Annotated in this window: 27 protein-coding genes and 1 pseudogene; 10 read left to right on the forward strand and 18 right to left on the reverse strand. The window is 70.8% G+C overall.

The genetic code is table 11. From position 1 onward, the window contains the following. The 5 genes and pseudogenes from IEZ31_RS57160 to IEZ31_RS38340 form a co-directional block, all read right to left on the reverse strand. On the reverse strand, positions 1-264 hold a 264-nt coding region (locus IEZ31_RS57160), incomplete at its 3' end, for a hypothetical protein (RefSeq protein ID WP_229836282.1). A 134-nt stretch (positions 265-398) separates the two neighbouring features. After that, a pseudogene (locus IEZ31_RS38325) lies at positions 399-537 on the reverse strand (CoA transferase); the annotation flags it as partial. Further along, positions 524-1,621 (reverse strand): acyl-CoA dehydrogenase family protein, encoded by a 1,098-nt coding sequence (locus IEZ31_RS38330; RefSeq protein ID WP_190255007.1) that lies wholly within the window; start codon positions 1,619-1,621, stop codon positions 524-526. The gene IEZ31_RS38330 and the pseudogene IEZ31_RS38325, both read right to left, overlap by 14 nt. Positions 1,622-1,639: 18 nt before the next feature. Further along, complete coding sequence (locus IEZ31_RS38335; RefSeq protein WP_190255008.1) at positions 1,640-2,818, reverse strand: acyl-CoA dehydrogenase family protein; 1,179 nt, start codon at positions 2,816-2,818, stop codon at positions 1,640-1,642. A 37-nt stretch (positions 2,819-2,855) separates the two neighbouring features. Then, the gene (locus IEZ31_RS38340; RefSeq protein WP_190255009.1) at positions 2,856-3,059 is read right to left on the reverse strand and encodes a hypothetical protein; all 204 of its coding nucleotides are present in this window, start codon (positions 3,057-3,059) and stop codon (positions 2,856-2,858) included. A 183-nt stretch (positions 3,060-3,242) separates the two neighbouring features. On the opposite strand from IEZ31_RS38340, the gene IEZ31_RS38345 reads away from it, so the two are divergent. The 3 genes from IEZ31_RS38345 to IEZ31_RS38355 are packed head-to-tail and all read left to right on the forward strand — an operon-like array spanning position 3,243 to position 5,880. Continuing rightward, positions 3,243-4,232: an NAD(P)H-dependent flavin oxidoreductase gene (locus tag IEZ31_RS38345; RefSeq protein WP_268241728.1), complete on the forward strand. Its 990-nt coding sequence runs from the start codon at positions 3,243-3,245 to the stop codon at positions 4,230-4,232. After that, on the forward strand, positions 4,225-4,995 hold the full coding sequence (locus tag IEZ31_RS38350) for an enoyl-CoA hydratase/isomerase family protein (protein WP_190255010.1): 771 nt from the start codon (positions 4,225-4,227) through the stop codon (positions 4,993-4,995). The genes IEZ31_RS38345 and IEZ31_RS38350 overlap by 8 nt, the downstream gene beginning before the upstream one ends. Positions 4,996-5,007: 12 nt before the next feature. Further along, entirely contained in the window at positions 5,008-5,880 is an 873-nt protein-coding gene (locus IEZ31_RS38355; protein ID WP_190255011.1) for an SDR family NAD(P)-dependent oxidoreductase, read from the forward strand. Here IEZ31_RS38355 and IEZ31_RS38360 read toward each other — a convergent pair. Genes IEZ31_RS38360 through IEZ31_RS38390 form a run of 7 tightly spaced genes read right to left on the reverse strand, consistent with a single transcriptional unit; the run spans position 5,877 to position 12,743 of the window. Further along, positions 5,877-7,130, reverse strand: coding sequence for an NAD(P)/FAD-dependent oxidoreductase (locus IEZ31_RS38360; protein ID WP_190255012.1), 1,254 nt, complete (start codon positions 7,128-7,130; stop codon positions 5,877-5,879). The two genes, IEZ31_RS38355 and IEZ31_RS38360, sit on opposite strands and share 4 nt — an antisense overlap. Beyond that, the gene (locus IEZ31_RS38365) at positions 7,130-7,444 is read right to left on the reverse strand and encodes a 2Fe-2S iron-sulfur cluster-binding protein (protein WP_190255013.1); all 315 of its coding nucleotides are present in this window, start codon (positions 7,442-7,444) and stop codon (positions 7,130-7,132) included. Before IEZ31_RS38365 ends, IEZ31_RS38360 begins: the two co-directional genes overlap by 1 nt. Continuing rightward, the gene (locus tag IEZ31_RS38370; protein WP_190255014.1) at positions 7,444-8,670 is read right to left on the reverse strand and encodes a cytochrome P450; all 1,227 of its coding nucleotides are present in this window, start codon (positions 8,668-8,670) and stop codon (positions 7,444-7,446) included. The genes IEZ31_RS38365 and IEZ31_RS38370 overlap by 1 nt, the downstream gene beginning before the upstream one ends. Before the next feature lie 53 nt (positions 8,671-8,723). Continuing rightward, positions 8,724-10,268 (reverse strand): class I adenylate-forming enzyme family protein, encoded by a 1,545-nt coding sequence (locus IEZ31_RS38375; protein WP_190255015.1) that lies wholly within the window; start codon positions 10,266-10,268, stop codon positions 8,724-8,726. Then, positions 10,265-11,137 carry an LLM class F420-dependent oxidoreductase gene (locus IEZ31_RS38380; protein ID WP_190255016.1) on the reverse strand — a complete coding sequence of 291 codons (873 nt, stop codon included), beginning with the start codon at positions 11,135-11,137 and terminating at the stop codon, positions 10,265-10,267. The genes IEZ31_RS38375 and IEZ31_RS38380 overlap by 4 nt, the downstream gene beginning before the upstream one ends. Then, the gene (locus IEZ31_RS38385) at positions 11,134-11,619 is read right to left on the reverse strand and encodes a nuclear transport factor 2 family protein (protein WP_190255017.1); all 486 of its coding nucleotides are present in this window, start codon (positions 11,617-11,619) and stop codon (positions 11,134-11,136) included. The genes IEZ31_RS38380 and IEZ31_RS38385 overlap by 4 nt, the downstream gene beginning before the upstream one ends. Further along, entirely contained in the window at positions 11,616-12,743 is a 1,128-nt protein-coding gene (locus tag IEZ31_RS38390) for an amidohydrolase family protein (protein ID WP_190255018.1), read from the reverse strand. The genes IEZ31_RS38385 and IEZ31_RS38390 overlap by 4 nt, the downstream gene beginning before the upstream one ends. Before the next feature lie 130 nt (positions 12,744-12,873). On the opposite strand from IEZ31_RS38390, the gene IEZ31_RS38395 reads away from it, so the two are divergent. Beyond that, positions 12,874-13,629, forward strand: coding sequence for an SDR family NAD(P)-dependent oxidoreductase (locus IEZ31_RS38395; protein ID WP_268241729.1), 756 nt, complete (start codon positions 12,874-12,876; stop codon positions 13,627-13,629). Positions 13,630-13,658: 29 nt separating this feature from the next. Here the strand turns inward: IEZ31_RS38395 and IEZ31_RS38400 are convergent, their stop codons facing one another. Genes IEZ31_RS38400 through IEZ31_RS38415 form a run of 4 tightly spaced genes read right to left on the reverse strand, consistent with a single transcriptional unit; the run spans position 13,659 to position 16,329 of the window. Further along, positions 13,659-14,495 (reverse strand): sugar phosphate isomerase/epimerase family protein, encoded by an 837-nt coding sequence (locus tag IEZ31_RS38400; protein ID WP_229836284.1) that lies wholly within the window; start codon positions 14,493-14,495, stop codon positions 13,659-13,661. Then, entirely contained in the window at positions 14,492-14,761 is a 270-nt protein-coding gene (locus IEZ31_RS38405) for an acyl-CoA synthase (RefSeq protein WP_190255021.1), read from the reverse strand. Before IEZ31_RS38405 ends, IEZ31_RS38400 begins: the two co-directional genes overlap by 4 nt. Before the next feature lies 1 nt (position 14,762). Further along, entirely contained in the window at positions 14,763-15,527 is a 765-nt protein-coding gene (locus tag IEZ31_RS38410) for a crotonase/enoyl-CoA hydratase family protein (RefSeq protein ID WP_190255022.1), read from the reverse strand. Positions 15,528-15,552: 25 nt separating this feature from the next. Beyond that, entirely contained in the window at positions 15,553-16,329 is a 777-nt protein-coding gene (locus tag IEZ31_RS38415; protein WP_190255023.1) for an SDR family NAD(P)-dependent oxidoreductase, read from the reverse strand. Between the two features lie 92 nt (positions 16,330-16,421). On the opposite strand from IEZ31_RS38415, the gene IEZ31_RS38420 reads away from it, so the two are divergent. From IEZ31_RS38420 to IEZ31_RS38440, 6 genes are all read left to right on the forward strand, one after another. Further along, the gene (locus tag IEZ31_RS38420) at positions 16,422-17,435 is read left to right on the forward strand and encodes a phosphotransferase family protein (protein ID WP_190255024.1); all 1,014 of its coding nucleotides are present in this window, start codon (positions 16,422-16,424) and stop codon (positions 17,433-17,435) included. A gap of 210 nt (positions 17,436-17,645) precedes the next feature. After that, positions 17,646-18,092, forward strand: a complete 447-nt coding sequence (locus tag IEZ31_RS57165) for a Zn-ribbon domain-containing OB-fold protein (RefSeq protein ID WP_229836285.1) — start codon at positions 17,646-17,648, stop codon at positions 18,090-18,092. After that, the gene (locus tag IEZ31_RS38425) at positions 18,089-19,282 is read left to right on the forward strand and encodes a thiolase family protein (protein ID WP_229836286.1); all 1,194 of its coding nucleotides are present in this window, start codon (positions 18,089-18,091) and stop codon (positions 19,280-19,282) included. Before IEZ31_RS57165 ends, IEZ31_RS38425 begins: the two co-directional genes overlap by 4 nt. Positions 19,283-19,325: 43 nt before the next feature. After that, positions 19,326-20,963, forward strand: a complete 1,638-nt coding sequence (locus IEZ31_RS38430; RefSeq protein WP_190255025.1) for an AMP-binding protein — start codon at positions 19,326-19,328, stop codon at positions 20,961-20,963. 1 nt (position 20,964) lies between these two features. Further along, positions 20,965-22,119 (forward strand): acyl-CoA dehydrogenase family protein, encoded by a 1,155-nt coding sequence (locus tag IEZ31_RS38435; protein ID WP_229836287.1) that lies wholly within the window; start codon positions 20,965-20,967, stop codon positions 22,117-22,119. Positions 22,120-22,255: 136 nt separating this feature from the next. Next, positions 22,256-22,612, forward strand: coding sequence for a VOC family protein (locus tag IEZ31_RS38440; RefSeq protein WP_190255026.1), 357 nt, complete (start codon positions 22,256-22,258; stop codon positions 22,610-22,612). Here IEZ31_RS38440 and IEZ31_RS38445 read toward each other — a convergent pair. Together IEZ31_RS38445 and IEZ31_RS38450 are read right to left on the reverse strand one after the other, a co-directional pair. Continuing rightward, positions 22,587-23,774: an alkene reductase gene (locus IEZ31_RS38445; RefSeq protein WP_190255027.1), complete on the reverse strand. Its 1,188-nt coding sequence runs from the start codon at positions 23,772-23,774 to the stop codon at positions 22,587-22,589. The two genes, IEZ31_RS38440 and IEZ31_RS38445, sit on opposite strands and share 26 nt — an antisense overlap. A 13-nt stretch (positions 23,775-23,787) precedes the next feature. Beyond that, positions 23,788-24,603: an SDR family NAD(P)-dependent oxidoreductase gene (locus IEZ31_RS38450; protein WP_190255028.1), complete on the reverse strand. Its 816-nt coding sequence runs from the start codon at positions 24,601-24,603 to the stop codon at positions 23,788-23,790. Between the last annotated feature and the right edge of the window lie 5 nt (positions 24,604-24,608).

Raw genomic sequence — 24,608 nt, forward strand, 5'->3', positions numbered from 1 at the left:
ACGCGCGCATGAAAAATGGGCCGACCGCAGCTCGACGACATCAAAGCGTCGGAGATCGAATCGCTCGTCGAGGAGGTAGCCGGCGACGCACTGCTGGCGGACGCTGTCGGGGTCGGGTGCCGACAGTCGCAGGACCAGTGCACGGGCGAGCGGTTCGACGGCTTCGCGCGCAGCAGCAGCAAGGTTGCGCGGACCGTTGCCCCTCGCACGGCCGACCGAGCACCCTGCTGGCGCACTGTGGCTCGGCCTCGCCACGATCGACATGAACGGGGGGGTCGCAGACGCCGCGGTCCGCGAACGTGGATCCCCGCCACGAAGCCCGCCGTATCGTCGGGCTCCCCCTCGCGCTGCGCCTCCACTGGCGGTCACTCCCGCGCCAGACCGAGCGTCTTTCCGCCGTCGGGCGGCCGTGGGATTCGTACGACGTCGGCGCCCATATCCGCCAGCATCATGGCCGCGAACGGGCCGGGGGCCGAGGCCCGCGAACTCGATGACCCGTATCCCGTCCAGGGCCGAAGGATGCTCAGTCGTCGGCACCGGCCGCGCCCAGCAGCAGCGCGAGTCGCTCGTCGTGCCACGACGGGGAGCCGAGCAGGAGTTCGCTCACCTTGGCCCGCCGCAGGAAGATGTGCAGGTCGTGCTCCCAGGTGAAGCCGATCCCGCCGTGCAGCTGGAGCGCCTCGGAGGCGACCGAGCTGCCGGCCCGGCCCGTGATCGATTTGGCCACGCTGGCCGCCTCCGCGCCCCGTGTGAGGTCGTCGTCGAGCACGGCGGCCGCCTCCCAGGTGGTGGCTCTGGCCGCTTCGCACTGGACCAGCATGTCGGTCATGCGGTGCTTGAGCGCCTGGAACCTCCCGATCGGCTCACCGAACTGGTTCCGTTGCTTGGTGTACTCGACGGTCATCGCGAGCATCGTCGAAGCGAGCCCGACCGTTTCGGCGCATTGCAGGGTGACGGCCAGGTTGAAGAGCGCGTCGCCGGCACCGTGGCGCAGGACGGCGTCGGGCGCGATGACTACGTCGGCGCATGAGACCCGGCCGTGGCGGCGTCCGATGTCGAGCGACTGCATGGGCGCGATCTGCACCCCGGGGGCCGCAACGTCGACGAGCACCGCGACCGCGCGGCCCTCGAACGTCGCCGCCACGAGCAGATGGGTGGCGGACGGCGCATCCGGCACCCACGCACAGGCCCCGTCGAGGACGTATCCCTCGCCGGACTGCCGCAGCGCCGGCGACGGCGGCGCGCCCTGACCCGATCCCCACGTCACGACCGCCGTCCCCGCGGCCACCAGTGGCAGCAACCGCCCGCACAAGGAGGGCGGACCGAACTCCGCCACGATGAGCGCGGCGCCGAGGGTCGCACCGAGCGGTGAGGCTTGTGCGACGCGGCCGAACTCCTCCGCGACGATGCAGGCCTCAGCCACGCCGAGACCGAGGCCGCCGTGCTCCTCCGGCACGGTCAGTGCGTTCCAGCCGAGCTCGGCACCGACCTTCCACAGGCCGCCGTCGAACTTCGCCGGCGCCTCGGTCACCACCCTGAGCTGGGCGGACGTGCAATGATCGGCCAGCACGGACCGGCACGCGTCGCGGAGGTCGTCCTGGTCACTGGTCGGAAGTTGCATTGCCGTCCCTCTCCTCGGCTAGCGGGGCAGGCCGAGTCCCCGCTCGGCGACCAGGTTGCGCAGGACCTCGTTGGACCCTGCCGAGATCGTGTAGCCACGAGCGAAGAGAAAGGCCTTCTGCCAGTACCCGGCATCTGGTGCCCCGGCCTCGTCCTCGCCCCACACCGCGGACTCACCCATGAGTTCCTGGGCGTAGGTCGCGGCGTCGAGGTTGGTCTCCGAGAACATCAGCTTCACCACTGGGGCGTCGAAGGGACGCTCGGCGCCCGCCGCCTCCCGCAGGACGCCCTCGAAGCCGAGCAGGTCGGTGGCCTGCGCGCGGGCGTAGAGGTGCCCGAGCCGCTGCCGGACGTCGGACCGGTCGAGCAGCCGCGTGCCGGCGGCGTCGGCGTTGCGGGCCGTGTAGTCGACCATGCGGGACACCTTGGCGACAACTGGGTCCTCCCGCACACTGTGGGAGCGCTCGCGGGCCAGCGCCGAGCGGGCGATCGCCCAGCCCTGTCCCGCGGCGCCGATGAGGGCGTCACCCGGTAGGTGCACGTCATCGAAGAACACCTCGTTGAAGTCGCTGGCCCCCGTGATGTCGCGAAGGGGCCGGACGGTGATCCCGGGCGAGCGCATGTCCACGATGAATGCGCCGATGCCCTTGTGCTTCGGGGCGTCGGGATCCGTGCGAGCGAGCAGGAAACCGAGGTCCGCGACGTGCGCGTGGGTGGTCCAGACCTTCTGACCGTTGACAACCCAGCCATCGCCACTGCGCCGCGCGGTGGCGCGCAGGGACGCCAGGTCGCTTCCGGCCTCGGGCTCGCTGAACAGCTGGCACCACAGATCCGCGAAGGACCGGATCCGGGGCAGGTACGTGCTCTTCTGCCGGTCGCTGCCGTGCTCGAACAGCGCTCCGCAGACGAGGTTCCAGGCGCCGATCGCCCGAGGCACCTGGGCGGCGGCCAGCTCCTCGTCGAGCACGAAGTCACGCAGCGGGTCGAGCACTCCCGAGCCGCCCCACTCGACCGGCCAGTCCGAGCCCATCAGGCCGGCCGTGAACAGGCTGGCGCACCATTCGCGATAGGCCGGCAGGTCGGCCACCTCGGGGCTCCGGGTGCCGGGAAGGCGTGGCAGATCGGGGCGGTGCGCGGCGATGTGCGCGCGCACCGCCCGCTGGAACTCCAGCAGGTCGTCACTGAGGGCAAGCCGCATCGTGCTCCCATCATGTCACACTTGGTTAGCCACCTGATCATTGACGTGCGGTGAACGTCTCGGCGAAGGCGTCCATCGCCTTCATCTTGCCGGTGCGTGCCTGCGGCTCGCCGGTCCGGAGGATGCCGCACGGCGTGACCATGAGGCCGCTGACGCCGGTCTGCCCGGCCGCCCCGCGACCGCGTGCGCTTGCGCAGCTTGCCGACGGTCTCGCCTTGGCATAGCGCACCGCCGCGGCCACATCTCCCGGTCGACGATGTCGCGGGTGAGCTCGAACAGATCCGCCGACTCCGGGCTCGGCATGATCCGCGCTGCGGGCATGAGACCTCCTGGGTGGGGTGACGTGGTGCCAACAGTCCCCGTCATCGCTATCCTGGTGTACTAAGATATCGGAGAGAGAGCGTCAGGCGGAAGGGAACCGACAGTGATTCGCACGCGCTTCACCGACATGTTCGGTGTCCAGCACCCCATCACGTGCGGTGGGATGACCGGGCTGGGAACCGCCGAGCTGATCTCCGCCGTCGCCAACGCCGGAGCGCTCGGCTTCCTCACCGCGCTCACGCAGCCCACGCCCGAAGACCTCGCCAAGGAGATAGCGCGGACGCGCGAGCTGACCGACCGGCCCTTCGGCGTCAACCTGACAATCCTGCCGACGATCAACCCCGTGCCCTACGACGAGTACCGCGCCGCGATCATCGAGTCCGGAGTCAAGGTGGTCGAGACGGCCGGTTCGAGTCCACAGCCGCACCTGCCCGACTTCAAGGCAGCCGGCGTGAAGGTCATCCACAAGGCGACCAGCGTGCGACACGCGCTCTCCGCGCAACGCCACGGCGTGGACGTGGTCAGCATCGACGGCTTCGAGTGCGCCGGACACCCGGGCGAGGACGACGTCGCGGGACTGGTACTCATCCCGGCCGCGGTCGCCCGGCTGTCGATCCCGGTCATCGCGTCGGGCGGCGTCGCGACCGGCGCGGGGCTCGCCGCCGTGCTCGCGCTCGGCGCGGACGGGGCCAACATGGGAACCCGCTTCATGGCCACCACCGAGGCGCCGATCCACGACAATGTCAAGCGCCAGATCGTGGCCAACACGGAACGGGACACGGTCCTGGTCTTCCGCGAGTTTCACAACACCGCTCGGGTCGCGCGCAACAGCATCTCCAACCAGATCATCGAAATCTCCGCGCGATCCGACGCGACCTTCGCCGACGTCGCCGAGCTGGCCTCGGGCGCGCGGGGCCGAGCCGATGTCCTCGGCGCGGGTGACATGGAAGGCGGCCTGTGGTGGGCGAGCCAGGCGCAGGGGCTCATCGAGGACGTGGGCACGTGCGCGAACGTCGTGGCACGCATCATCGCGGAAGCGGAGCAAGTCATCACCCGCCGCCTCCCCTCGCTCGTCGGGGCCCCCGTTGGCTGACGACGACGCCGTCCTGTTCGACGTCCACGACGGCATCGCCCACGTCACGCTCAACCGCCCCGCCACCGGCAACGCGCTCGACGTCCCGCTCAGTCAGGGTCTGGCCCGTGCCGTCGCCGCGGCAGCCGAAGAGACCGAGGTCAAGGCGGTGCTGCTGTCCGGCGCGGGCAAGCTCTTCTGCGGCGGCGGGGACCTCCGATCCATGCGGGCGGCGGCCGACCGGGGCGCCTACGTGCGCCAACTGGTGGACGCGGCACACGCGGCCGTCCGTGAGCTGGCGGCGCTCGCCAAGCCTGTCGTGGTCTCGGTGCACGGGCCTGCCGCGGGCGCCGGGCTCTCCCTCCTGCTGCTGTCGGACATCGTGCTCGCGGCGCCGTCTGCCAGCTTCACGACCGCGTACACCTCGGTCGGGCTCACCCCGGACTGCGGGCAGTCCTGGATGCTGCCGCGGGTGATCGGGCTCCGCCGCGCCCTCGACCTGACCCTGATTCCGAGACGATTGTCGGCGGAGGAGGCGCTCGAGCTCGGCATCGTCAGCCGCGTGGTCGATGCCGAGTCGCTGACGGCGGAGGCGCACGCCGTTGCCGAGCGGTTGGCGCACGGACCGGCAGCCGCACTCGGGGCCGCCCGTTGGCTGCTGCGGGCCGGCTTTGCCGAGGGCTTCGCCGAGCACCTCGACCGCGAAGCCGACGCGATCGCCCGGCGTGCGGCCAGCGACGAAGCGGGCACATTGATCAGCGAATTTCTGGTACCACGAAACTAGGAGGACTGCGCAATGTCTCCTCAGGTCTGGCTCGTCACCGGCTCCTCACGCGGTTTCGGCCGAGCACTCGTCACCGCGGCCCTCGATGCGGGTGACCCGGTCGTCGCCACGGCCCGCAAACCCGAGGTCCTGCAGGATCTCGTCGACCGTCACGGCGACCGCGTCCGCACATTCGCCCTGGATGTGACCGATCCGGCGTCGGCCCAGGCTGCGGTCGACGCCGCCGTCGCGAGCTTCGGTCGCATCGACGTCGTGGTCAACAACGCCGGCTACGCCAACATCGCCCCGATCGAGACCGCGCCGTCCGACGACGTCCGCCGTCAGATCGAGACCAACTTCTGGGGCGTCTACAACGTCTCGCGCGCCGCCCTGCCCGCGATGAAGCGCCAGGGGTCCGGAACGATCGTGCAGTTCTCCTCCGTCGGCGGGCGGGTCGGTGGCACTCCCGGACTGGGTGCCTACCAGGCGGCCAAGTTCGCGGTCGACGGCCTCACCCGCGTCCTGGCGGCCGAGACCGCGCCGTTCGGGATCCGGTACCTCGTGGTGGAGCCGGGAGGCTTCGACACCGACTGGTCCGGACCATCCATGCAGATCCAGGATATTCCGGCGGAATACGACGCCACGGTCGGCGCGATGGCACGCCTCATGAACACCCCGGCGGTCCGGATCGGCGACCCGAAGCGGGCGGGAGAAATCCTGGTCCGGGTGGTCAAACGCGAGCGCGTCCCCTCCCACCTGCTCCTCGGGGCCGGCGCGGTCCGCTCCGCCAACCGGTACTCCGAGGAACAGATCACCGAGGCCGGCATCTGGCAGGAGGTCAGCGCGTCGGCGGACTCCGACCAGCCGTACCCCGTCGCGCTGCCCGCTGACGAGCCCGCCAGCTAGCCGGCGGCCCGCGACGCGACGGCCCTGGGTGTCGCTCGGGTCTTGAGGTCGAAGCCGGGCGCGGAAGCCTCGGCGTACGTCACGGGTTCGGGCGACGCGAGGAGCTTGCGCGACGCCAGGTGTGACCTGGCGTCGCGCACGGAGTCCACGCCCACGAGAGCGCCGTTGCGGAAGCACAGCACCGAAAAGTGGCCCGCCTCGGGTGCACCGGTCACGACGGTCTGGTCGTGACCGGCCGTGAGGCCGGCCAGCTGGATGCGCAGGTCGCCCTGATCGCTCCAGAACCACGGTACCGGCTCGAAGGCCTCGTCGACCCCACCGGCGATCTCCCTGGCGACGTGGCGGGCCTGATCGGTGGCGTTCTGGACCGACTCGAGCCGCACCGGCCCGGGCGCGAACCTGGTCGGGAAGCGCGCGCAGTCGCCGATCGCGAAGATGTACGGGTCAGAGGTGCGCAGGTACGCGTCGACCACGACCCCGTCGTCGACCGCGAGTCCGGCGTCGACGGCCAGGCCGCTCTCGACGCTCACGCCGACGCCGACGACGAGCGCGTCGGCCCGAAGTTCCGCGCCCTGCGCCGTCGTGACCGAACGCACCCGGCCGCCGGGCGCGACGATCGAAGCGAGCGAGTCGCCGAGCAGCACCGCGGTGCCCAGGGCACGGTGGAAGGAGAGTGCGTACTGCGAGAGCTCCGCGGAGACCGCGCGTCCCATGAGCCGCGGCGCCAGTTCCACCACGGTGACCTCGGCGCCGCGCTTGCGGGCCCGCGCCGCAACCTCCAGGCCGATGAAGCCACCGCCGACCACAACCACGTCGCGGGCCCCGGCGAGGGCGGCACGCAGCCCGCCGGCGTCGCCCAGGCTGCGCAGGACGTGGACGCCGGACGCGTGGGCGCCGTCGTGCGGGAGGCGCCGCGGCACGGCGCCGGTCGCCAGGACCAGCCACTCGTAGGACAGCTCGCTGCCGTCGTCGAGAGCGACGCTGCGCCTCGCGCGGTCGATCGACGTGACGCGGGTGGCGAGCCGGAGATCGACGCGGTGCTCGGCGTACACCGGGGCGGCACGCACCTGGAGGTCGTCGGCGTCCTCCGAGTGGTCGAGGAAGCCCTTGGACAGTGGCGGCCGCCGGTAGGGGAGCTCAGGCTCGGCGCCGACCAGGGTGACCGGCCTACCGTAGCCGGCCGCGCGAAGTCCGAGTGCCGCCTCGGCGCCGGCCTGTCCAGCGCCGACGACGACCACGCCGCCGGGCATCAGTTCTGCGCCTCGGGCGTCCGGACCACGAACTCGCTGTCGGGGCCGACGGCAAGCTGGCAGCTCAGCCGGCTGTTCGCGCGGCGAGGGCAGGCCGCGAAGTTCAGCATCTCGTCCTCCTCGTCGGACGCGGGTCCGTCGGTCTCCGGCGAGACGACGTACACGTGGCAGGTCGCACACATGAGCTCGCCACCGCACTCGCCGACGATGCCGGGCACCCCGTTGAGCACGGCCGCGGCCATGACGGACTGCCCCTCCTTCACGTCGAGCGTGCGCTCGGTGCCGTCCGCGTGGACGTAGACCACCTTGGGCATCAGCGATGCCTGAAGGTGAGCAGCAGCTTGGTCGGGCCGCCCAGCATCTCGGCCGGATGCGGGCCGCGGTCGCGCTCGACGACCACGACGTCGGTCAGGTTCGCGAGCATGACGCGGAGACCCTCCTCCATCAGCAGCCGGGCCAGCGGCTGCCCGAGGCAGCGGTGCACGCCCCAGCCGAACGGCAGCCGCGAGTCGTCGACGACCCGGCCCAGGTCGAACACGTCCGGCCCGGGGAACTTCTCCGGGTCGCGACTGGCGGCCAGCAGGTTCAGCAGCAGCCGGGTGCCCCGGGGAAACGCGACGCCGTTGAACTCGAAGTCGTCCTGGGCGATTCGCACGACGAACTGCGTCACCGGGGAGAACCGCAGCGACTCGTTGATCGCCGGCCCGATGAGGTCCGGGTGCGCGGCGAGGTGCTCCCATTCGCCCGCCGCCACGATGTCGGCAACCGCCGAGGCGAGCTGCTTCGTCGTGGTGCCCATGCCGGCGAAGATGAGGTTGACAAGGTTGCCGACCAGTTCGGCCTCGGTGAGCCGCTGCTGGTCCTGCTGGGCGGCAAGCAGTGCGCTGACGAAATCGTCCTGCGGCTTCGCGCGGCGCTTGTCCAGCAGGTCACGAACGTACGATTCCAGCTCCGCGAGCGCGTGCTCGACGCGTGGCAGGCCGGGAGCCATGGGTACCGCGGCAAGCAGGTGCAGCTCGTGGGCCGCCTCGGCGAAGCCGGGGATGTCCTCCCTCGGGATGCCGATCATCTCGGTGAGCACGTTGATCGGGTAGTACTCGGTGAACTCGGCGACGAGGTCGACCTCGCCCTTGCCGAGCCACGGTCGCGCCATGCGCTGCGCCGTCGCGTTCACGAAGCTGCGCTGGGCTTCCACGTTGCGGAAGTTGAGCGCTTGCAGCAGCAGCCGGCGGATCGGGTCGTGGCGGGCCCGCGCCATCGTCGACAGCAGCCCGTTGTCGACCCAGCGCAGCAGGTTGGGACCCGCGCCGAGCTTGGTGTAGTGCTCCGGACCTGCGGTGTCCAGGTGCTCGGAGAGGAAGGCCTGCGAGATCAGCTCGTAGGAGAGCAACTCGACGCCGCGCTTGCTGACGGCCATCGGCCCGGCGGCCAACGCCTCCGCGAGCACCCCTTTCGGGTCGGCGGCGTAGCGCTCCGATCGCAGGTCGAGCTCGGGCAGACCCGCGCCCTCCAACGGGACGGCAGCGGTTGCGATAGACACTGTGACTCCTCCAGACGTAGCTTACTTAGTTATATAAGAGAGCGAGGAGTCCGTCAACCGGAGCCATCGACGCGCAGCAGGTGCTTCTGTACCTTGCCGAGGCTGTTGCGGGGCAGCGTGGGCAGCTCGGTCAGCAACTCGGGCACCTTGAACCGGGCCACCTTGAGCTCGTCGAAGTGCCGCCGCAGGTCGTCCAGTCCGATCGGCGGGACGCCCGCCGCACGCACGACGTAGGCGTGGGCGCGCTCACCGAAGCGGGCGTCGGGCACCGCGACGACGGCGGCCTGCTCGATCGCGGGGTGCCGCATGAGGATGCTCTCCACCTCGGCGACGGCGATGTTCTCCCCGCCGCGGATGATGATGTCCTGCAGCCGGCCCGTGATGGTGAGGTAGCCGGACTCGTCGAGCCGGCCGAGATCACCGGTGCGGAACCAGCCGCCGGCCGCGAACGACGCCGTGTCCCCCGAGAGATAGCCCGTGAACTGCTCCGGCCCGCGGAGCAGGACCTCGCCCGCGGCCCCTGCCGGGCAGTCGGCCCCGGACGCGTCGACGATCCTCACCTGGCTCCCGTTGAGCGGGCGGCCGTCGCTCTCGGCCCGCACGGCCAGCGGGTCGCCGCTGTGGTGGGTACACGCGGTCGGGTGCTCGGTCGAGCCGTAGCCGCGCGACAGGCTGATGCCCAGGGCGTCGGCCCGGAGTACCAGCTCGCGTCCGACGAACCCACCCCCGGACTCCATCGTGCGAAGCGTCGGCAGGCCGCGGCCGCGTCGTTCGCACTCCTCGAACAGGGTCTGGGCGAAGTACGGCGCCGATCCGGTCGCCGTGACGCCGAACCGGTCGATCGCGTCGAAGGCGGTCGCCGCGTCCCAGCTGCTCAGCATGACCAGCTCACGGCCCAGGCACAGCGACACGAAGAGCCCGGCGAGCCCGCCGATGTGGCCCAGCGGAAACGGCTGGAGCATGACGCCGCCGTCGGTCAGATCGAGCTGGTCGGCGAAGTCCAGCACCTCCGCGAGCACCGAGGCGTGGCTGTGGAGCACCCCCTTGGGTACCCCGGTCGTCCCCGACGAGAACAGCACGAACGCCGTGTCTTGGACCGTGGCTTCGGCCCGGTCGACGCCGGCCGGGGGCGCGGTCGACGCAGCGAGCGAGTAGCGCGGGTCGGCCGCCAGCGCGCCGATGCCGCCCACGACCGGCGGCGTACCCCGGGACGCGACCACGTCGAGGAACGGCCTGAGGTCCCGCGACCTCACCGCCGCGTCGGACAGGAAGGCCCGGGCGCCCGACAGCCCCAGGATGACGTCGACGTCACCGTCTCCGAGCAGCGACACGAGCGGCACCGAGACGCAGCCGATCGTCAGAGCGGCCACGACGGCTTCGGCCACCGAACGGGCGCCGCCGGCACCGCGGATCGCCACGACGTCGCCCCGGCCCAGGCCGGCCGCCCGGAGCCGGCCCGCCTGTGCTGCCGCTGCGGCGAGGAAGTCGGCCAGCCGCACGGACTCCGCCGACCCGTCGTCGGCCACGAAGTGCAGCGGCGTGCCGGGCGAGTGCCGGGCGGAGTGACGAACGCGGGCCAGGAGTTCGGGCTCGGTCACAGATCCACCGTCCGCTCGATCACCGTCTCGCCAAACCGCATGAGCTCGGCGTGGATGCCCTGCTCGTCGCGCGCCCGCACGGCCACCGTCAGCTGGTGGACGCCCTGGTCGGCGTACCACTTCGCCTCCTCAGCGGTGCGCGCGCCGCCCGAGGTGACCTCGATCGCGTCCGGGTCGCGGCCGGCGGCCCGGGCGGAGACCCGCATCTCCTCCAGCAGCGCCGGCAGCTCCTGCCGTACCCGCTCGGTCGGCCACATCGCCGGGAAGAAGCCGTCACCGGTCCGGCCCGCCCGCCGCGCGGCGACGCGGCTGTCCCCACCGACATGGATGGGAACGGCCCGCCCCGGCGGCTTGGGATACATCCGCAGGGGCTCGAAGTGGTAGTGCCTCCCGGAGTAGGCCGCCTCGTCCTGCGACCAGATTTCGCGAAGCACGTCGATGCTCTCGTCCATGCGGGCGCCGCGCGTGCCGAAGTCCATCCCGAGCGCGTCGTACTCCTCGCGGAACCAGCCCGCACCGACGCCGAGCACGAGCCGCCCGCCCGACATGGCGGCGAGGGTGGCGGTGCGCTTCGCCAGGCTGACCGGATTGTGCTCGGGCAGGATGAGCACGCCCGTGCCGAGGCGGATGCGCGAGGTGACGGCGGAGACGTAGGTGAGCCAGACCAGCGGGTCGGGGAATGGCTCATCCGCGATCTGGATCTTGCCGTCGGACGCGAAGCCGTACGCCGAGGCGTACCGCACCGGCACCACGATGTGCTCCGGTGCCCAGAGGGTCGAGAACCCCGCCTCCTCGGCGGTGCGGGCCAGGTGGGCCGCGCGGTCGGGCTCCGGGCACTTCGTGCTGGAGAAGACGAGGCTCCACTTCATCGCATCGCTCCCGTCGACGCTCGGACCCGGCGCAGTTCGCCCACCTCGTGCTGCCAGGAGTCGGCGCTGGTGCCCTCGATCCGGCACACCCGCTCGGCGAACCGCCAGTGGTCACCGAGCCGGACGAGCCGGTCGCGGTAGACGCCCCAGTGGTCCGGACCCGAGGCGCGCAGCGCGAGGAAGTAGCTCTCCGCCCGGGCCTCCCGCGCACCGCTGAACTCGACGTACGCCGGGCTCACGTGATGCCGGTGGGTCCCGGTCACGCCGACCGCGCCCAGGTCGGTGACGACCGAGGCGAGGTACTTCCTGATCGCCGGCGCGCCGCTGTGCACCAGGCCGTCGTACGCACCGCCGACGTTGCGGTAGACCCCGTCGGGCGTGAACAGCCCGACCAGGTCATCGATCCGGGCCCGGTCCGCGAAGAAGACGTAGCCGGCGTGCAAGCGGCGGATGTCTCCGTCCGCAGTGTGCGATTCGCTCATCCGAGGTTGTACAGCTTCGCCGCGTTCTTCTCGACGATCAGCCAGACCTCGTCGTCCGGGACGTCCGCGAAGACCTGCGCCGCGCGCGCACGCGTATTGGGCCAGTTGGAGTCGGAGTGCGGGTAGTCGACCTCGAAGGTGAGGTTCTCGATCCCGATGATGTGCCGGTTCTTGACGCCGTGGACGTCGTCGATGAAGCAGCCGTAGAAGTGCCTGCGGAACAGCTCCGACGGCGGGGTCTTGCGGTCGATGTCCTGGTACCACCGGTGGCGTTCCCAGGTGTAGTCGCACCGCTCGACGATGTAGGGGATCCAGCCGATGCCGCCCTCGGCGAGGACGATCTTGAGGTTCGGGTGTCGCTGGAGGGCGCCGGAGAACAGCAGGTCCGACGTGGTCCACATCAGGTTGGTGGCGTAGAGCGAGATCGCGACCGCGAACGGCGCATCCTCGGCGTACCCCGGAACATGGCTCGAGGAACCGAAGTGCAGGCTCAGCGGAAGCCCGGTCTCCTCCAGTGCGGAGAACAGCGGGTCCCAGTGGTCGGTGTGGTAGGACGGCAGGCCGAGCGGCGCCGGGTTCTCCGGGAACGTGACGGTCCTGGCGCCCTTGGCGGCGACCCGATGGACCTCCCGCACCGAGGCCTCGACGTCCCAGACGGGGAGCATCGCCAGCGGGATGAGCCGGCCGGGCGCGGTCGCCGACCACTCGTCGATGCTGAAGTCGTTCCACGCCTGCACGCAGAGCGCGGCGAGCGTCGGGTCCTCGGCCTGGAGGAACACCCGGCCGGCGAAGCCGGGGAACGACGGGTAGCAGGCGGCGGCGTGCACACCGTCGAGGTCCATGTCCTTGATCCGGGCCTTCGGGTCGTAGCAGCCCGGGATCATGTCCTCGTAGCGCACGGGCTCGATGCCGTAGTCCTTCGGATCCTTGCCCGCGACGGCATTGAGGCCGATCTGCGGGTAGAACCGGCCCTCATAGCGCCACACGTGGTGGCCCCGACTGTCCTCGATGATCTGTGGTCCAGCCGCCCGGTGCTTCTCCGGAAGCCGATCGAGCCAGACTCGCGGGTGCTCGATGAGATGGTCGTCGACCGAGATGATCTTGTGCTGCTCCCGGAGTGGCATCGCAACGCTCCAGCATGTGACGGGGTCTATTCATATCTACCTTAGTAATCTAAGGTCCCCGTGACAAGCTCATCGGCGAGGAGAGTCAGGAGAGTGCAGTGTGGAAGACCGATCCGATCTGACCGGAAGAGTGGCTTTAGTGACCGGGGGCGGCACGGGCATCGGCGCCGCTATCACGGAGGTGCTCGCGGACCACGGCGCCCACGTGGTCATCGCCAGCCGAAAGCTGGACAACCTCACCGCGGTGGCCGACCGGGTGACGGGCCGGACCGGACGCAGGATCGTCCCGGTGCGGACCGACGTGCGTGACGAGGCCGAGGTGGCCGCGCTCGTGCAGCACACGGTCGACGAGCTGGGCACGATCGACATCCTGGTGAACAATGCCGGCGGGTCCTACATGTTCCCCATCCTGGGCACCACCCCCGCCCGCTGGGACAACAGCATCGCCCTCAACCTGCGCGCACCGTACCTCACCACGCACTACACCCTCCCCCACATGGTCGAGGCGCGCCGGGGCGCGATCGTCAACATCTCCTCGGTCGCCGCGATCCGCGGCGTGCGGGGCGGCGCGGCCTACGCCGCCGGCAAGGCCGGCCTGCAGGCGTTCACCCAGGTGGTCGCCGGGGAGCACGGCCCGCACGGCATCCGCGCAAACGCCATCGCGGTCGGCACCGTCGCGTCCGAGGGGGCGCTGCGCTCCTGGGAACGGTTCGGCATGACGGTCGCGGACATCGAGCGCGAGGTCCCGCTGCGCCGCGTGGGCCGTCCGGCGGACATCGCGTGGGGCGTGCTCTACCTCGCCAGTGACATGTCGAGCTGGATGACCGGCCACACCCTGGTGATCGACGGGGGGCCGCCGATGCCCGGGCTGGCCGTCGCCGACTGAGCCGCCCGTGCCGAGGCCCGGTCACCGCGTCACCACGCGACGACCTCCGCGGCGGCCAGGTGTCGCTCGGTGGCCTCCGTGGCCCGGCGCGCGGCCTCCACGCAGGTCAGCTCCGCGAAGGCCGGCGTAATCACCTCGGGGCCGACGGCACCCAGCGCCCCGAGGCCGCGGAGCACGCCGAGCACGCCCGCGAGGTCGAAGCTGCCCTCGCCCGGGAGCAGCCGATGGTACGTGTCCCGGCCCAGACTGCCGGACACCGCTCGGGCCGCGTCACTGACCTGCACGTAGTCGATCAGGCCGGCTCCTGAGGCGGCCAGGTCGGCCAGGTCTGCGGCGCCGCGGCAGAAGTGCCAGGTGTCGAAGATGACGCCCGCCGTGCCCGGATCCGCCCGGGTCGTAAGCCGCCTGGCCTCGGGGAGGTCGCGAATCCCCGACATGGGCGCGAACTCGATGCAGGTCCGCCAGCCGTGGGCGGCGAACCGCCGGCACAGCGCCGCGTACCGGTCGGCGATCTCGTCGATGCTGAGGCCGAGTCCGGAGCCGGCCAGCACGCAGACGGCGGAGACCCCGAGCGCCTCGCCGTACCGCTCGACCCGGTCGAGGTCGTGTCGCGCCATCGCCCACCGCGGGTCGACGGGCAGCCAGGTCACGACCGGCTCGAGCACCGCCAGACGCACGCCGTGGCCGGCGGCGCGGCGGGCCAGCTCAGCGGCCGGCATGCCCGACTCCTCGGCGGCGGCCACCGTGTCCAGCGAGATCGACATCGCGTGGTACCCCAGGTGCTCGGCCGCCACGAGCTGCTCCGCCACGGGGAAGGGAGCCAGCGTGCCGCCCCAGAGGATCCGGCCCGGCGGAAGCCGGTTCACTGCACGCCGGAGCGCTTGGCGCTGGCCGGGTACCCGAAGAACCGCTCGAAGTTCTCGTCGTTGACCGCGCGGTGGCTGATCCGCTCCTGCGCCGCCAGCAGCGCGTCCAGCCGCGGCTGCTGCGCCGGGTCGGCCTCGGCCAGCTCGGCCTGGGCGGCGATCGCCTCCTGCAGCCGCAGACCCGCCTCGGTGTAGGTGAGGAGGTCGTAGTCCTCCTCGTCCTGCAGCGCGGCGGCGCGCACCGCCTCGTTGCCGCTGTCGCTCATCTCATCGCCCCTTCCACACCGGCGGCCGGCGTTCGGCGAACGCCGTGGCTCCCTCGGTCGCATCCTCCGAGCTGAACACCGGCCCGAGGATCTGGCGCTGCCGGTCCCACCGCTGCTTGCTGTCCCAGTCACGGGCGCCGAGCGCGACCGCTCTGGTCGCCTGGACCGCCAGCGGACCGTTCGCGGCGATGACCGCAGCCAGCTCCAGTGCGGCTTCCAGGGCGGTGCCGTCCGGGACGACCCGGTTGATCAACCCGATCTGCTCGGCCCTCGCGGCCGTGACCGGATCGCCGGTGAGGAGCAGCTCCATGGCCCGGGCGGTCCCGACGAGCTCGGGCAGGCGCAACGCGGCACCGCCACCGGCGACCAGCGCCCGCTTCACCTCCGGTACACCGAACTTGGCGCTCTCGCCGGCCACGATGAGGTCGCACGCGATCGCAATCTCCAGGCCACCGGCCAGGGCCCAGCCCTCGACCGCCGCGATGACCGGCTTGCGCGGGGGTCGCTCGGTGATGCCGCCCATGCCGCGTCCCGGCACCTCGGGCGTGTCCCCGGTCAGGAACGCCTTGAGGTCCATGCCCGCGCAGAAGGTGCCGCCGGCGCCCGTGAGGACGCCGACGAACAGCTCCGGGGACTCGTCGAGCCGGTCCAGCGCGGCGGCCATCTCGCGCGCGGTCGGCCCGTCCATGGCGTTGCGGGCGCTGGCCCGGTTGATGGTCATGACCAGCACGTTGCCGCGCACCTCGGTCAGGAAGGAGTCACTCACGGTTCGCCTCTCTCGCTTCGGGGGCTCACTTGGGAGGCATCCGGATGGCGCCGTCCAGCCGGACGACCTCGCCGTTGACGTACGAGTTGGTGAGCAGGTGGTGGGCCAGGTAGGCGTACTCCGACGGGTCGCCGAGCCGCTTGGGGAACGGCACGCTCGCGCTCAGCCCCTCCAGGACGTTCGGGGGTACCGCGAGCATGGGCGGCGTCGCGAACGTGCCCGGCGCGATCGTGTTGACCCGGATCCCGGCGGCCGCGAGGTCCCGCGCGATCGGCAGGGTCATGCCGACGATACCGCCCTTGGCCGCGGCGTAGGCCGCCTGGCCGATCTGGCCCTCGAAGGCCGCGACGCTGGCCGTGTTGACGATGGCACCGCGCGCGCCGTCCCCGTCGGGCTCGTTCCGCGACATCGCCGTGGCCGCGATCCGGATCACGTTGAAGGTCCCGACAACGTTCAGGTTGACCGTCCAGACGAACGCGTCGAGGTCGTGCGCCGACACGTAGCTGCCGTCCCGGCCGATCGTCCGTCCGCTCTTCCCGCCGCCGGCGCAGTTGACGACGCCACGAACCGGGGCGAGCGCGGCCGCGGCGTCGACGAGCCGCACGACCTCCTCGGGGCTCGTGATGTCCGTGCGCACGAACGTGCCGCCGAGCTCCGCCGCGATCTCCTTGCCGCGCTCCTCGTTGAGGTCCACCAGGACGAGGCGGGCACGCTCCTCGCGTTCGGCCAGGTAGCGCGCGGTCGCTTCGCCGAGACCGGACGCGGCGCCGGTCACAATCACCGTTGAGTTCGACAAGAGCATGGGAGCACTCTACGACGAGGTGAGTTACTTAGATAGACATGACGTGGCCCGGGGGCTAACCTTTGCGGCACCGACGACCTGGAGGCGCCCCTATGGCGATCGCAGCTCCGGCCCTCGACGCGACGGCCCTCACGTCCTGGCTGGACGACAACGGCATCCCCGGCAAGGACGAGGGCCTCACGGTGGAGCCGCTGTCCGGGGGCATGACGAACCTCGTATACCGCCTGCGCCGAGGCGGGCAGGACCTCGTGCTGCGGATGGCACCGGGCGGAATGTCGGAGCGGGCGGGAAGGACGATGGTCCGCGAGTACGCCGTCCTGACCGCGCTCGAGGGCACCGCGGTGCCCCACGCCCGCGCCTGGGCGCTCGGCGCGGATCCGGCGGTACTCGGCGGGACGTTCTACGTCATGGACTACGTCGACGGCTGGTCCCCGGCCGCGTCGGACCTGTGGCCCGCGCCCTTCGACGCCGACGCCGCGTTGCGACGCGCCCTTGCCCTCGAACTCGTCGAGGGCGCGGCCAAGCTGTCCCGGGTCGACTGGGAGGCCCGCGGGCTGAGCGGTCTGGGCCGCCCGGACGGCTTCCACGAGCGCCAGGTCGACCGGTGGCTGCGGCAGTTCAACGAGATCGCATTCCGCCCGCTGCCCGGCCTGCAGGACGCGGCGGCCTGGCTCAGGGGCAACCAGCCCGCGTCGTGGTCGCCCGGGATCATGCACGGCGATTACCAGTTCCACAACGTGATGTACGCCCACGGCGCGCCGGCCCGCCTCGCCGCGATCGTCGACTGGGAGCTGTCGACGATCGGCGACCCCCTGCTCGACCTCGCCTGGGTGCTGATGTCGCGGGACTGGAACGAGTCGAAGTTCGACCTGACCGGGATGCCGCCGGACGCCGAGCTCGTCGCGCACTACGAGCAGCACAGCGGCAGGTCGACCGCCGGCATCGACTACTACCTCGTCCTGGCCCGCTTCAAGATGGCTGTGATCCTGGAGGGCGGCGTGGCCCGCAGCCGGACCGATGCACGCCACGAGCGGGCCGGCTCCTTCGCGGACATCTCGGTGAACCTCGCCGCCGAGGCCGGCGCGATGGCCCGCCGGCTGAGCTGAGCCACCGGGCAACACCGAGCTATCCGCCCGCCGGCGGCGTGCCAGCTCTCGAGCGACGAGACGGCGAGGTGCACCTCGGCCCACGACCGTCTTCGCACGCCGGCCGGTCCGGTCGCGCGACGATGAGGGAGGGTCTCGACACAACCTTCATCGCTAACTACCCTCACTATCACGAGATCATCATCGACACGGAAGGACGTTGCCGACCCAATGGCTGCCGACTACCTCGTCGACGACCCGCTCCTCCAGCGGCTGGCGCCGGAACTCGACCCGCTCACGACGCCGTACTGGACCGGCGGCGCCGACGGGCGGCTCCTCATCTCACGCTGCCCCGCCTGCGGCACCTACACGCACCCGCCGGTCGCGCACTGCCCCGCCTGCCTGAGCCACGGCGTGACGGCCGTGCCGGTCTCGGGCCGCGGCACCGTCCTCACGTATACGGTCAACTACCAGCAGTGGATCCCCGGACAGGAGCCGTTCGTCATCGCCATCGTCGGGCTCGAGGAGCAGCAGGACGTGCGCATCTCGACGGTTCTCGTCGGCGTCGCACCGCATGAGGCACGCGTCGGGCTCCCGGTCGAGGTCCGCTTCGTCCACCGCAACGACGTCTACTACCCCGTGTTCGTGCGCCGAGAGGACGGAGGAACCGCCCGATGACCCGCACACCCTACGAGCGCGACGTGGTGATCTCGGGCATCGGGCAGTCCCAGGTGGGACGCCGGCTGGGCCGCTCCGACATCGACCTCACCGTCGAGGCGAGCCTGCGGGCCATCGCAGACGCCGGGCTGGACCGCTCCGACATCGACGGCATGTCCACCTACCCGGGCGGGTTCGCGGTGCCCACCATGGGCTACGGCGGCCCGTCGCCCTACGACGTCCAGGAGGTCATGCGCTTCGACCTCAACTGGTACCAGGGCTCGGCCGAGCTGCCCGGTCAGCTCGGTGCGATCGCCGCGGCGGCGCTGGCGGTCTCGGCCGGGCTGGCCCGCCACGTGCTGTGCTACCGGACCGTCACGGAGTCCTCGGCACAGGGTGCGGGTTCGCGCAGCGACCTCGTCAACTCCCTGACGGTCGCCAGCGGCATGGGCCGGTGGTCGATGGTCGGCGGCGGCCTGTCCCCGGCCAACTGGATCGCGCTGTACGCCACCCGCCATTTCCACGAGTACGGCACGACACGCGAGCAGCTCGGCCAGATCGCGGTCACCCAGCGGCGTCACGCCGCGCTCAACCCGCTCGCCGTGCTCAGGAGTCCGATGTCGCTGGACGACTACCTGAACGCCCGGATGATCTCGAGTCCGCTCTGCCTCTTCGACTGCGATCTCCCCATCGACGCGTCGACCGCGATCGTCGTCTCCCACGTCGACTACGCCAAGGACATGCCGGGCAGGCCGGTGTACGTCGACGCGTTCGGCTCGGCATCGCGCGGCCGGCTCTCCTGGGACCAGTACGCCGACCTCACGAGCATGGCCGCGCAGGGCGCCGCGGACCACCTGTGGGAGCGCACCGCACTGAAGCCGGCGGACGTCGACGTCGCAGAGCTCTACGACGGCTTCAGCATCCTCACCGCCATCTGGCTGGAGGCGCTCGGCTTCTGCGCCAAGGGCGAGTCCGGGCCGTTCCTCGAGGGCGGGCACCGGATCTCCCTCGGCGGCGTGCTGCCGCTCAACACCTTCGGCGGCCAGCTCTCAGCCGGAAGGCTGCACGGCTTCGGCCACTTCCACGAGGCGGTGGTCCAACTGCGGGGCACCGCCGGCGCCCGGCAGGTCGACAACGCCAAGGTGGCGATGGTGGCCAACGGTGGCGGGCCGGTCGCCGGCTGCGCCCTGCTCACCTCGCAGCCGAGCTGAACCAGCACCCCGCACCAGCACACACCCCCAGGAAGGACGAACTGTGACCCGGTGGACGACCAGCGAACTCGTGTCCGTTGACGCGGTGTTCGACCGCGCCCTCGAAGCCGTGCCCGACCAGGTCTTCCTCGACTTCAGTGGCGAGCACACGACCTACGGCCAGCTGGCCGCGCTGACCGCTCGCACCGTCCATGCCCTGGCCGCGCTCGGCGTCGGCAAGGGCGACCGGGTCATCGCGGTCATGGACAACAACATCGACATCGTGTCCGCCATGTTCGCGGTCAACCGCCTGGGCGCGATCCTCGTTCCGGTCAACACCGCCTACCGCGGCGAGTTCCTGCGCCACCAGATCGCCGACGCGGGAGCGCAGATCGTCATCGCCGAGCCGGACTACGCCGAGCGCGTCTTCACCGTCGCCGATGGCCTGCCCGACCTGCGGGCGATCGTCCGCCGCGAGACAGCGGCCGCCGGCGAGGCGCACCGCCCGCTCGGCAACCACGACGGCGTCGGCCTGTACTCGCTCAGCGAGCTGCGCGAGGGCGCGGACGACAAGCTGCCCGCTCCGGTCGCCAGGCCCTCCGACCTGTGCTGCTTCATCTACACCGCCGGCACGACCGGCCCGTCCAAGGGCTGCACGATCAGCCACAACTACCTGGTCAACACCACGAGGCAGTACCTCGAGATGACCGGCCGCCGCAAGGACAACCACACCTGGACGCCGCTGCCGCTGTTCCACCTCAACGCCTGGAACTGCACGGTGCTGGCGACCATGGTCATGCAGAGCACCGCCTCCATCGCCCCGAGGTTCTCGCTGTCGGGCTTCTGGCCGGAGATCGAACGCACCGGCGCGACCATGACGACCCTGCTCGGCACGATCCTGAGCCTCATCGCGAACGCGCCCGACAACGAGGTCGCCGAGCGCTGTTTCGGGCAGCTGGAGATCGTGCAAGGCGCGCCGTTCCCGCCGGAGCTCGAGGAGCAGTGGAAGCGCCGCTTCGGCGTGGGATGGACGGGCGCCAACGTCTTCGGGCTCAGTGAGTGCACGATGCTCACCAGCCTTCCTCGGGGCGAGTTCGCCAAGCCCGGTAGCTCCGGGAAGCGCAACGACGCCTTCGACGTGCGGATCTTCGACGACGAGGACAACGAGCTGCCGCCGGGCGAGGTGGGCGAGATCGTGTGCCGGCCCCTGAAACCACACGTGATGTTCGAGGGGTACTGGAACCGCCCCGAGGCGACCCAGGGCCAGATGAGGAACATGTGGTTCCACACCGGCGACCTCGGCAAGTTCGACGAGGACGGGTACTTCTACTTCGTCGACCGCAAGAAGGACTACCTGCGCCGCCGCGGCGAGAACATCTCCTCCTTCGAGATGGAGACCGCCTTCCACCTGCACCCCGACGTGATCGACGTGGCCGTCCACTCGGTGCTCTCCGACGTCGGCGAGGACGATGTCAAGGTCACCGCGGTCCTCATCGAGGGCTCCACGCTCACCCCCGAGGAGCTGTGCGCGTGGTCGGTCGACCGGCTGCCCTACTTCGCGATCCCGCGGTACATCGAGTTCCGCACGGAACTGCCGAAGAATCCCGTCGGCCGGGTGCTGAAGTACGTCCTGCGCGACGAGGGCGCCACAGCCGGCACCTGGGACCGCGAACAGTCCGGCCTGCAGTTCGAGAAGCGCTGAGGTGACCGTGGAACGCACCATCTTCACCGCCGAGCACGACGCGTTCCGCGTGCTCGCCCGTTCCTTCTTCGACAAGGAATGCGCGCCGCACGCCGAGGAATGGGAGCACGCGGGCCAGGTCGACCGGGAGCTCTGGCGCAAGGCCGGCGCGGTCGGGCTGCTGGGATGGGAGGCGCCGACGGAGTACGGCGGGCTCGGCATCCGCGATTTCCGCTACAACGTCGTGATGACCGAGGAGTACGTCAGGTCGGGGTCGACCGGGTTCGGGTTCGCGCTGCACAACGACGTGATGCCGCCCTACCTGATCGACCTCACCACCGGCGAGCAGCAGCGGCGCTGGCTCCCCGGCTACGTCTCCGGCGACATTGTCACCGCCATCGCCATGACCGAGCCCGACGCCGGGTCCGATCTCAAGAACATCCGCACCACCGCCGTCGACGCCGGCGACCACTGGCTGCTCAGCGGCGCGAAGACATACATCACCAACGGGATCCTGTCCGACCTGGTGATCGTCGCCGCGAGGACCGACCCCGGCGCCGGCCACCGGGGCATCAGCCTCCTGGCCGTCGAGCGCGGCATGCCGGGCTTCAGCCGCGGCCGCAACCTCGACAAGATCGGCCTGAAGGCCCAGGACACCGCCGAGCTCTTCTTCGAGCAGGTCGCCGTGCCCAAGCGCAACCTGGTCGGCGAGCTCAACCGCGGCTTCTACCATCTCATGGCCGGCCTCACCCAGGAGCGCCTCGCCTGCGCCGTGACCTCCACCGTCATCATGGAGCGGGCGCTCGCCCTCACCACCGACTTCGTGCGGAACCGGCGGGTCTACGGCAATCCGTTGAGCGAGCTGCAGAACACCCAGTTCCGGCTCGCCGAGGTCAAGGCCGCGGCCGAGGTGTGCCGGGTCTACACGGACCGGGCGATCGCCGAGCACGTCGAGGGGCGCCTGACCGCCGACGACGCGGCGATCGCGAAGATGTTCGTCACCGAGCGGCAGTGGGAGGCCGTCGACGCCTGCCTCCAGCTCTTCGGCGGCGCCGGCTACATGAACGAGTACGAGATCGCCCGGCTGTGGCGCGACACGAGGGTGCAGCGGATTCTCGCCGGATCGAGCGAGGTGATGCGGCACATCATCGGCCGCAAGCAGGTGAGCGAAGCCTGATGCCGATCCCGTCGTTCGCGCGGGTCGACCACGTCGGGATCGTCGTGCCCGATCTCGGCCAGGCCATCGCCTTCTTTTAGGAGGCACTGGGCGCGCACCTGCAGTGGCGTGGTGCGCGCCCAGCGACCCGCGCTACATGGTGGAAAGCCTCGAGGCCCCGGCGGACGGCGCCTACCAGATCGCGATGGTGCGCGTGCCGCCGGAGCTCAACCTCGAGCTTTTCGAGTGGACGAGCGCGCAGCGGCGAACCACCATGCCGTCGATCGCGGACGTCGACGCACACCACCTCGGCCTACGGGTGTCCGACATCGATGCCGCCGTCGCCCACCTCTCGGCCGTCCCGGGCGTGGAGCTGCTCGGCGAGGTCAAGCAAGTCCCGGAGGGAGCGCTCGGCGCCGGGATCCGCTTCGGCGACCTGCGCTCCCCCTGGGGCCTGAACCTGGAGCTGGTCGACCGGACGCACGAGGCTAGCCGGCCTGCGCCTCGGCCTTGAGCAGCGTGTTGGTGCTGACCGGCCGGTCGACCCCGACCACGGTCGCCTCCGGGGCGGCGGGGTCGTAGCGAGGGTAGTCCGTGTAGCCCTCGGCGCTCGGGTAGTAGATCAGGTCGGGATCCGCGCGCGACAACGGCCAGTCGTTGGCGAGGCGCTCCAGGTAGTCCGGATTGGCGATGAACGGGCGACCGAAGCCGGTCATCTGCATGTCACCGTCCGCGATCATCTGAGCGTACCGCTCCGGTGTGAGGCTGCCTTCGGCGAGCGCGACGCCCTCGTACTGCGCCGCGAGCTTCGAGAACACCGGCGAGGTGTCGAGGTCGTTGAAGTAGAACTGCACGAAGGAGAGCCCCTTGCGCTTGTTCAGCTCGTCGATGAGGTAGCCGTACTTCTCGTCGACGTCGGTCTCCTCGATCTCGTGCACGTCGAACCCGGGTGTCAGCTTGATGGAGACGAATTCCGGGCCGTTGACCGCTATCACCGCGTCGAGCACCTCGAGCGCGAACCGCGCCCGCTTCTCCGGCGACCCGCCGTACCGATCGGTCCGCAGGTTCACATTGGTCGACATGAACTGGTGGATGAGGTACCCGGAGTCGGCGTGCACCTGGACGCCGTCGAAGCCCGCGAACACCGCCAGCTTGGCCGCGCGCGCGAACTCGTCGACGACGAGCGGGATCTCCTCCGTCTCGAGCGCCCGCGGGCGATCGTAGGGAGTCACGCGCGGAATATTGATCGTTATCTTGCGGCTGGTGCGCGGGATGCGGACCGCGGAGGGCGCAACGGGTTGCATCGGCAGCGGCCGGTGCAGCAGGTTGTTGGCCCGCCCGACGTGATTGATCTGCAGGACGATCCGGCCGCCCTGCGCGTGCACCGCGTTGACGACGCGCTTCCAGCCCAGCGCGTGCTCGGTCGTGTACATGCCGGGCGCCGTGAGGAAGCCGCGTCCGGCCTCGCTGACCGGGGTGGACTCCGTGATGATGAGACCGGCGCCGGCGCGTTGCGCGTAGTACTCGGCCATCAACGCGTTCGGGGTGCCGTCGACCTCCGCGCGCACGCGGGTCATGGCGAGCATCGCCACCCGGTTGGGCAGCACGAGGCCGCCCGGAAGCTCGATGGGCTCGAAGAGCGGGCGCAGCGGACCCGCACCGTACGACACCGTCACAGCAGTCTCCTTGTCAGTCCGTCGGCACCGGCGTGGACGCGATCCGCGGCGCCGGGTACGTGGCCATGGCACCGCCGTCGAGCGGCACCATCGCGGCCGTCATGTAGGCGCTCTGGTCCGAGGCGAGAAACAGGACCAGGTTCGCCAGGTCCTCGGGAGTACCCGGCTTCTTGATCATCCGGTTGCGGGCCCGCGCGGAGCCGTTGACCGGGTCGTTGTGGAGATAGGCCGTCTCGTCGCTCGCGATGGAGCCGAGCACGATGTTGTTCACCCGGATGCCGTCGGCCGCATAGTCGTGCGCGAGCTGGCGGGTGAACCCTTCGATCGCGGCCTTCGAGGTCGAGTAGCCGAGCATCGCGCCCTCGACCCGGTGCGCGCTCATCGACCCGATGTTGACGATCGAGCCGCCGTCACCGCTGGCGATGATGTGGGGAATGCCGTACTTCGCCAGCCAGAACGGCCCGTAGACGCCCACCTTCATCATGCGGTCGAAGCGCTCGGTGGTCTCCTCGGCGGCGCGGACACCGCCCTCGACCCGCAGGATCTCGGTCGCCGCCGCGTTGTTGACGATGATGTCGAGCCGGCCGAAGGTCGTTACCGTCCGGTGCACGGCGGCCGCGACGGACTCCTCCGAGCCGATGTCGGCCGGCACGAAGGCCGCGTCGCCGCCTGCCTGCCGGATCGACGCCGCGATGGCCTCCCCTTCGGCGGGGCTGCGGCCCAGGCCCGCCACGCGGGCGCCCTCGGCCGCCAGCCGCCGCGCGATCGCCGCACCCATGCTGCGGGTCGCGCCGGTGACGATGGCCACCCTTCCATCAAGCATTCCCATGTCAG

Source organism: Dactylosporangium sucinum, from assembly GCF_014647515.1.
Classification (GTDB): Bacteria; Actinomycetota; Actinomycetes; order Mycobacteriales; family Micromonosporaceae; genus Dactylosporangium; species Dactylosporangium sucinum.

Coding starts and splice junctions, on each gene's coding strand:
- IEZ31_RS38330 (WP_190255007.1), bottom strand. CDS start 1,621: ATGCAACTTCCGACCAGTGACCAGGACGACCTCCGCGACGCGTGCCGG.
- IEZ31_RS38335 (WP_190255008.1), bottom strand. CDS start 2,818: ATGCGGCTTGCCCTCAGTGACGACCTGCTGGAGTTCCAGCGGGCGGTG.
- IEZ31_RS38355 (WP_190255011.1), top strand. CDS start 5,008: ATGTCTCCTCAGGTCTGGCTCGTCACCGGCTCCTCACGCGGTTTCGGC.
- IEZ31_RS38360 (WP_190255012.1), bottom strand. CDS start 7,130: ATGCCCGGCGGCGTGGTCGTCGTCGGCGCTGGACAGGCCGGCGCCGAG.
- IEZ31_RS38365 (WP_190255013.1), bottom strand. CDS start 7,444: ATGCCCAAGGTGGTCTACGTCCACGCGGACGGCACCGAGCGCACGCTC.
- IEZ31_RS38380 (WP_190255016.1), bottom strand. CDS start 11,137: ATGAAGTGGAGCCTCGTCTTCTCCAGCACGAAGTGCCCGGAGCCCGAC.
- IEZ31_RS38385 (WP_190255017.1), bottom strand. CDS start 11,619: ATGAGCGAATCGCACACTGCGGACGGAGACATCCGCCGCTTGCACGCC.
- IEZ31_RS38390 (WP_190255018.1), bottom strand. CDS start 12,743: ATGCCACTCCGGGAGCAGCACAAGATCATCTCGGTCGACGACCATCTC.
- IEZ31_RS38405 (WP_190255021.1), bottom strand. CDS start 14,761: ATGAGCGACAGCGGCAACGAGGCGGTGCGCGCCGCCGCGCTGCAGGAC.
- IEZ31_RS38415 (WP_190255023.1), bottom strand. CDS start 16,329: ATGCTCTTGTCGAACTCAACGGTGATTGTGACCGGCGCCGCGTCCGGT.
- IEZ31_RS38420 (WP_190255024.1), top strand. CDS start 16,422: ATGGCGATCGCAGCTCCGGCCCTCGACGCGACGGCCCTCACGTCCTGG.
- IEZ31_RS57165 (WP_229836285.1), top strand. CDS start 17,646: ATGGCTGCCGACTACCTCGTCGACGACCCGCTCCTCCAGCGGCTGGCG.
- IEZ31_RS38425 (WP_229836286.1), top strand. CDS start 18,089: ATGACCCGCACACCCTACGAGCGCGACGTGGTGATCTCGGGCATCGGG.
- IEZ31_RS38440 (WP_190255026.1), top strand. CDS start 22,256: ATGGTGGAAAGCCTCGAGGCCCCGGCGGACGGCGCCTACCAGATCGCG.
- IEZ31_RS38450 (WP_190255028.1), bottom strand. CDS start 24,603: ATGGGAATGCTTGATGGAAGGGTGGCCATCGTCACCGGCGCGACCCGC.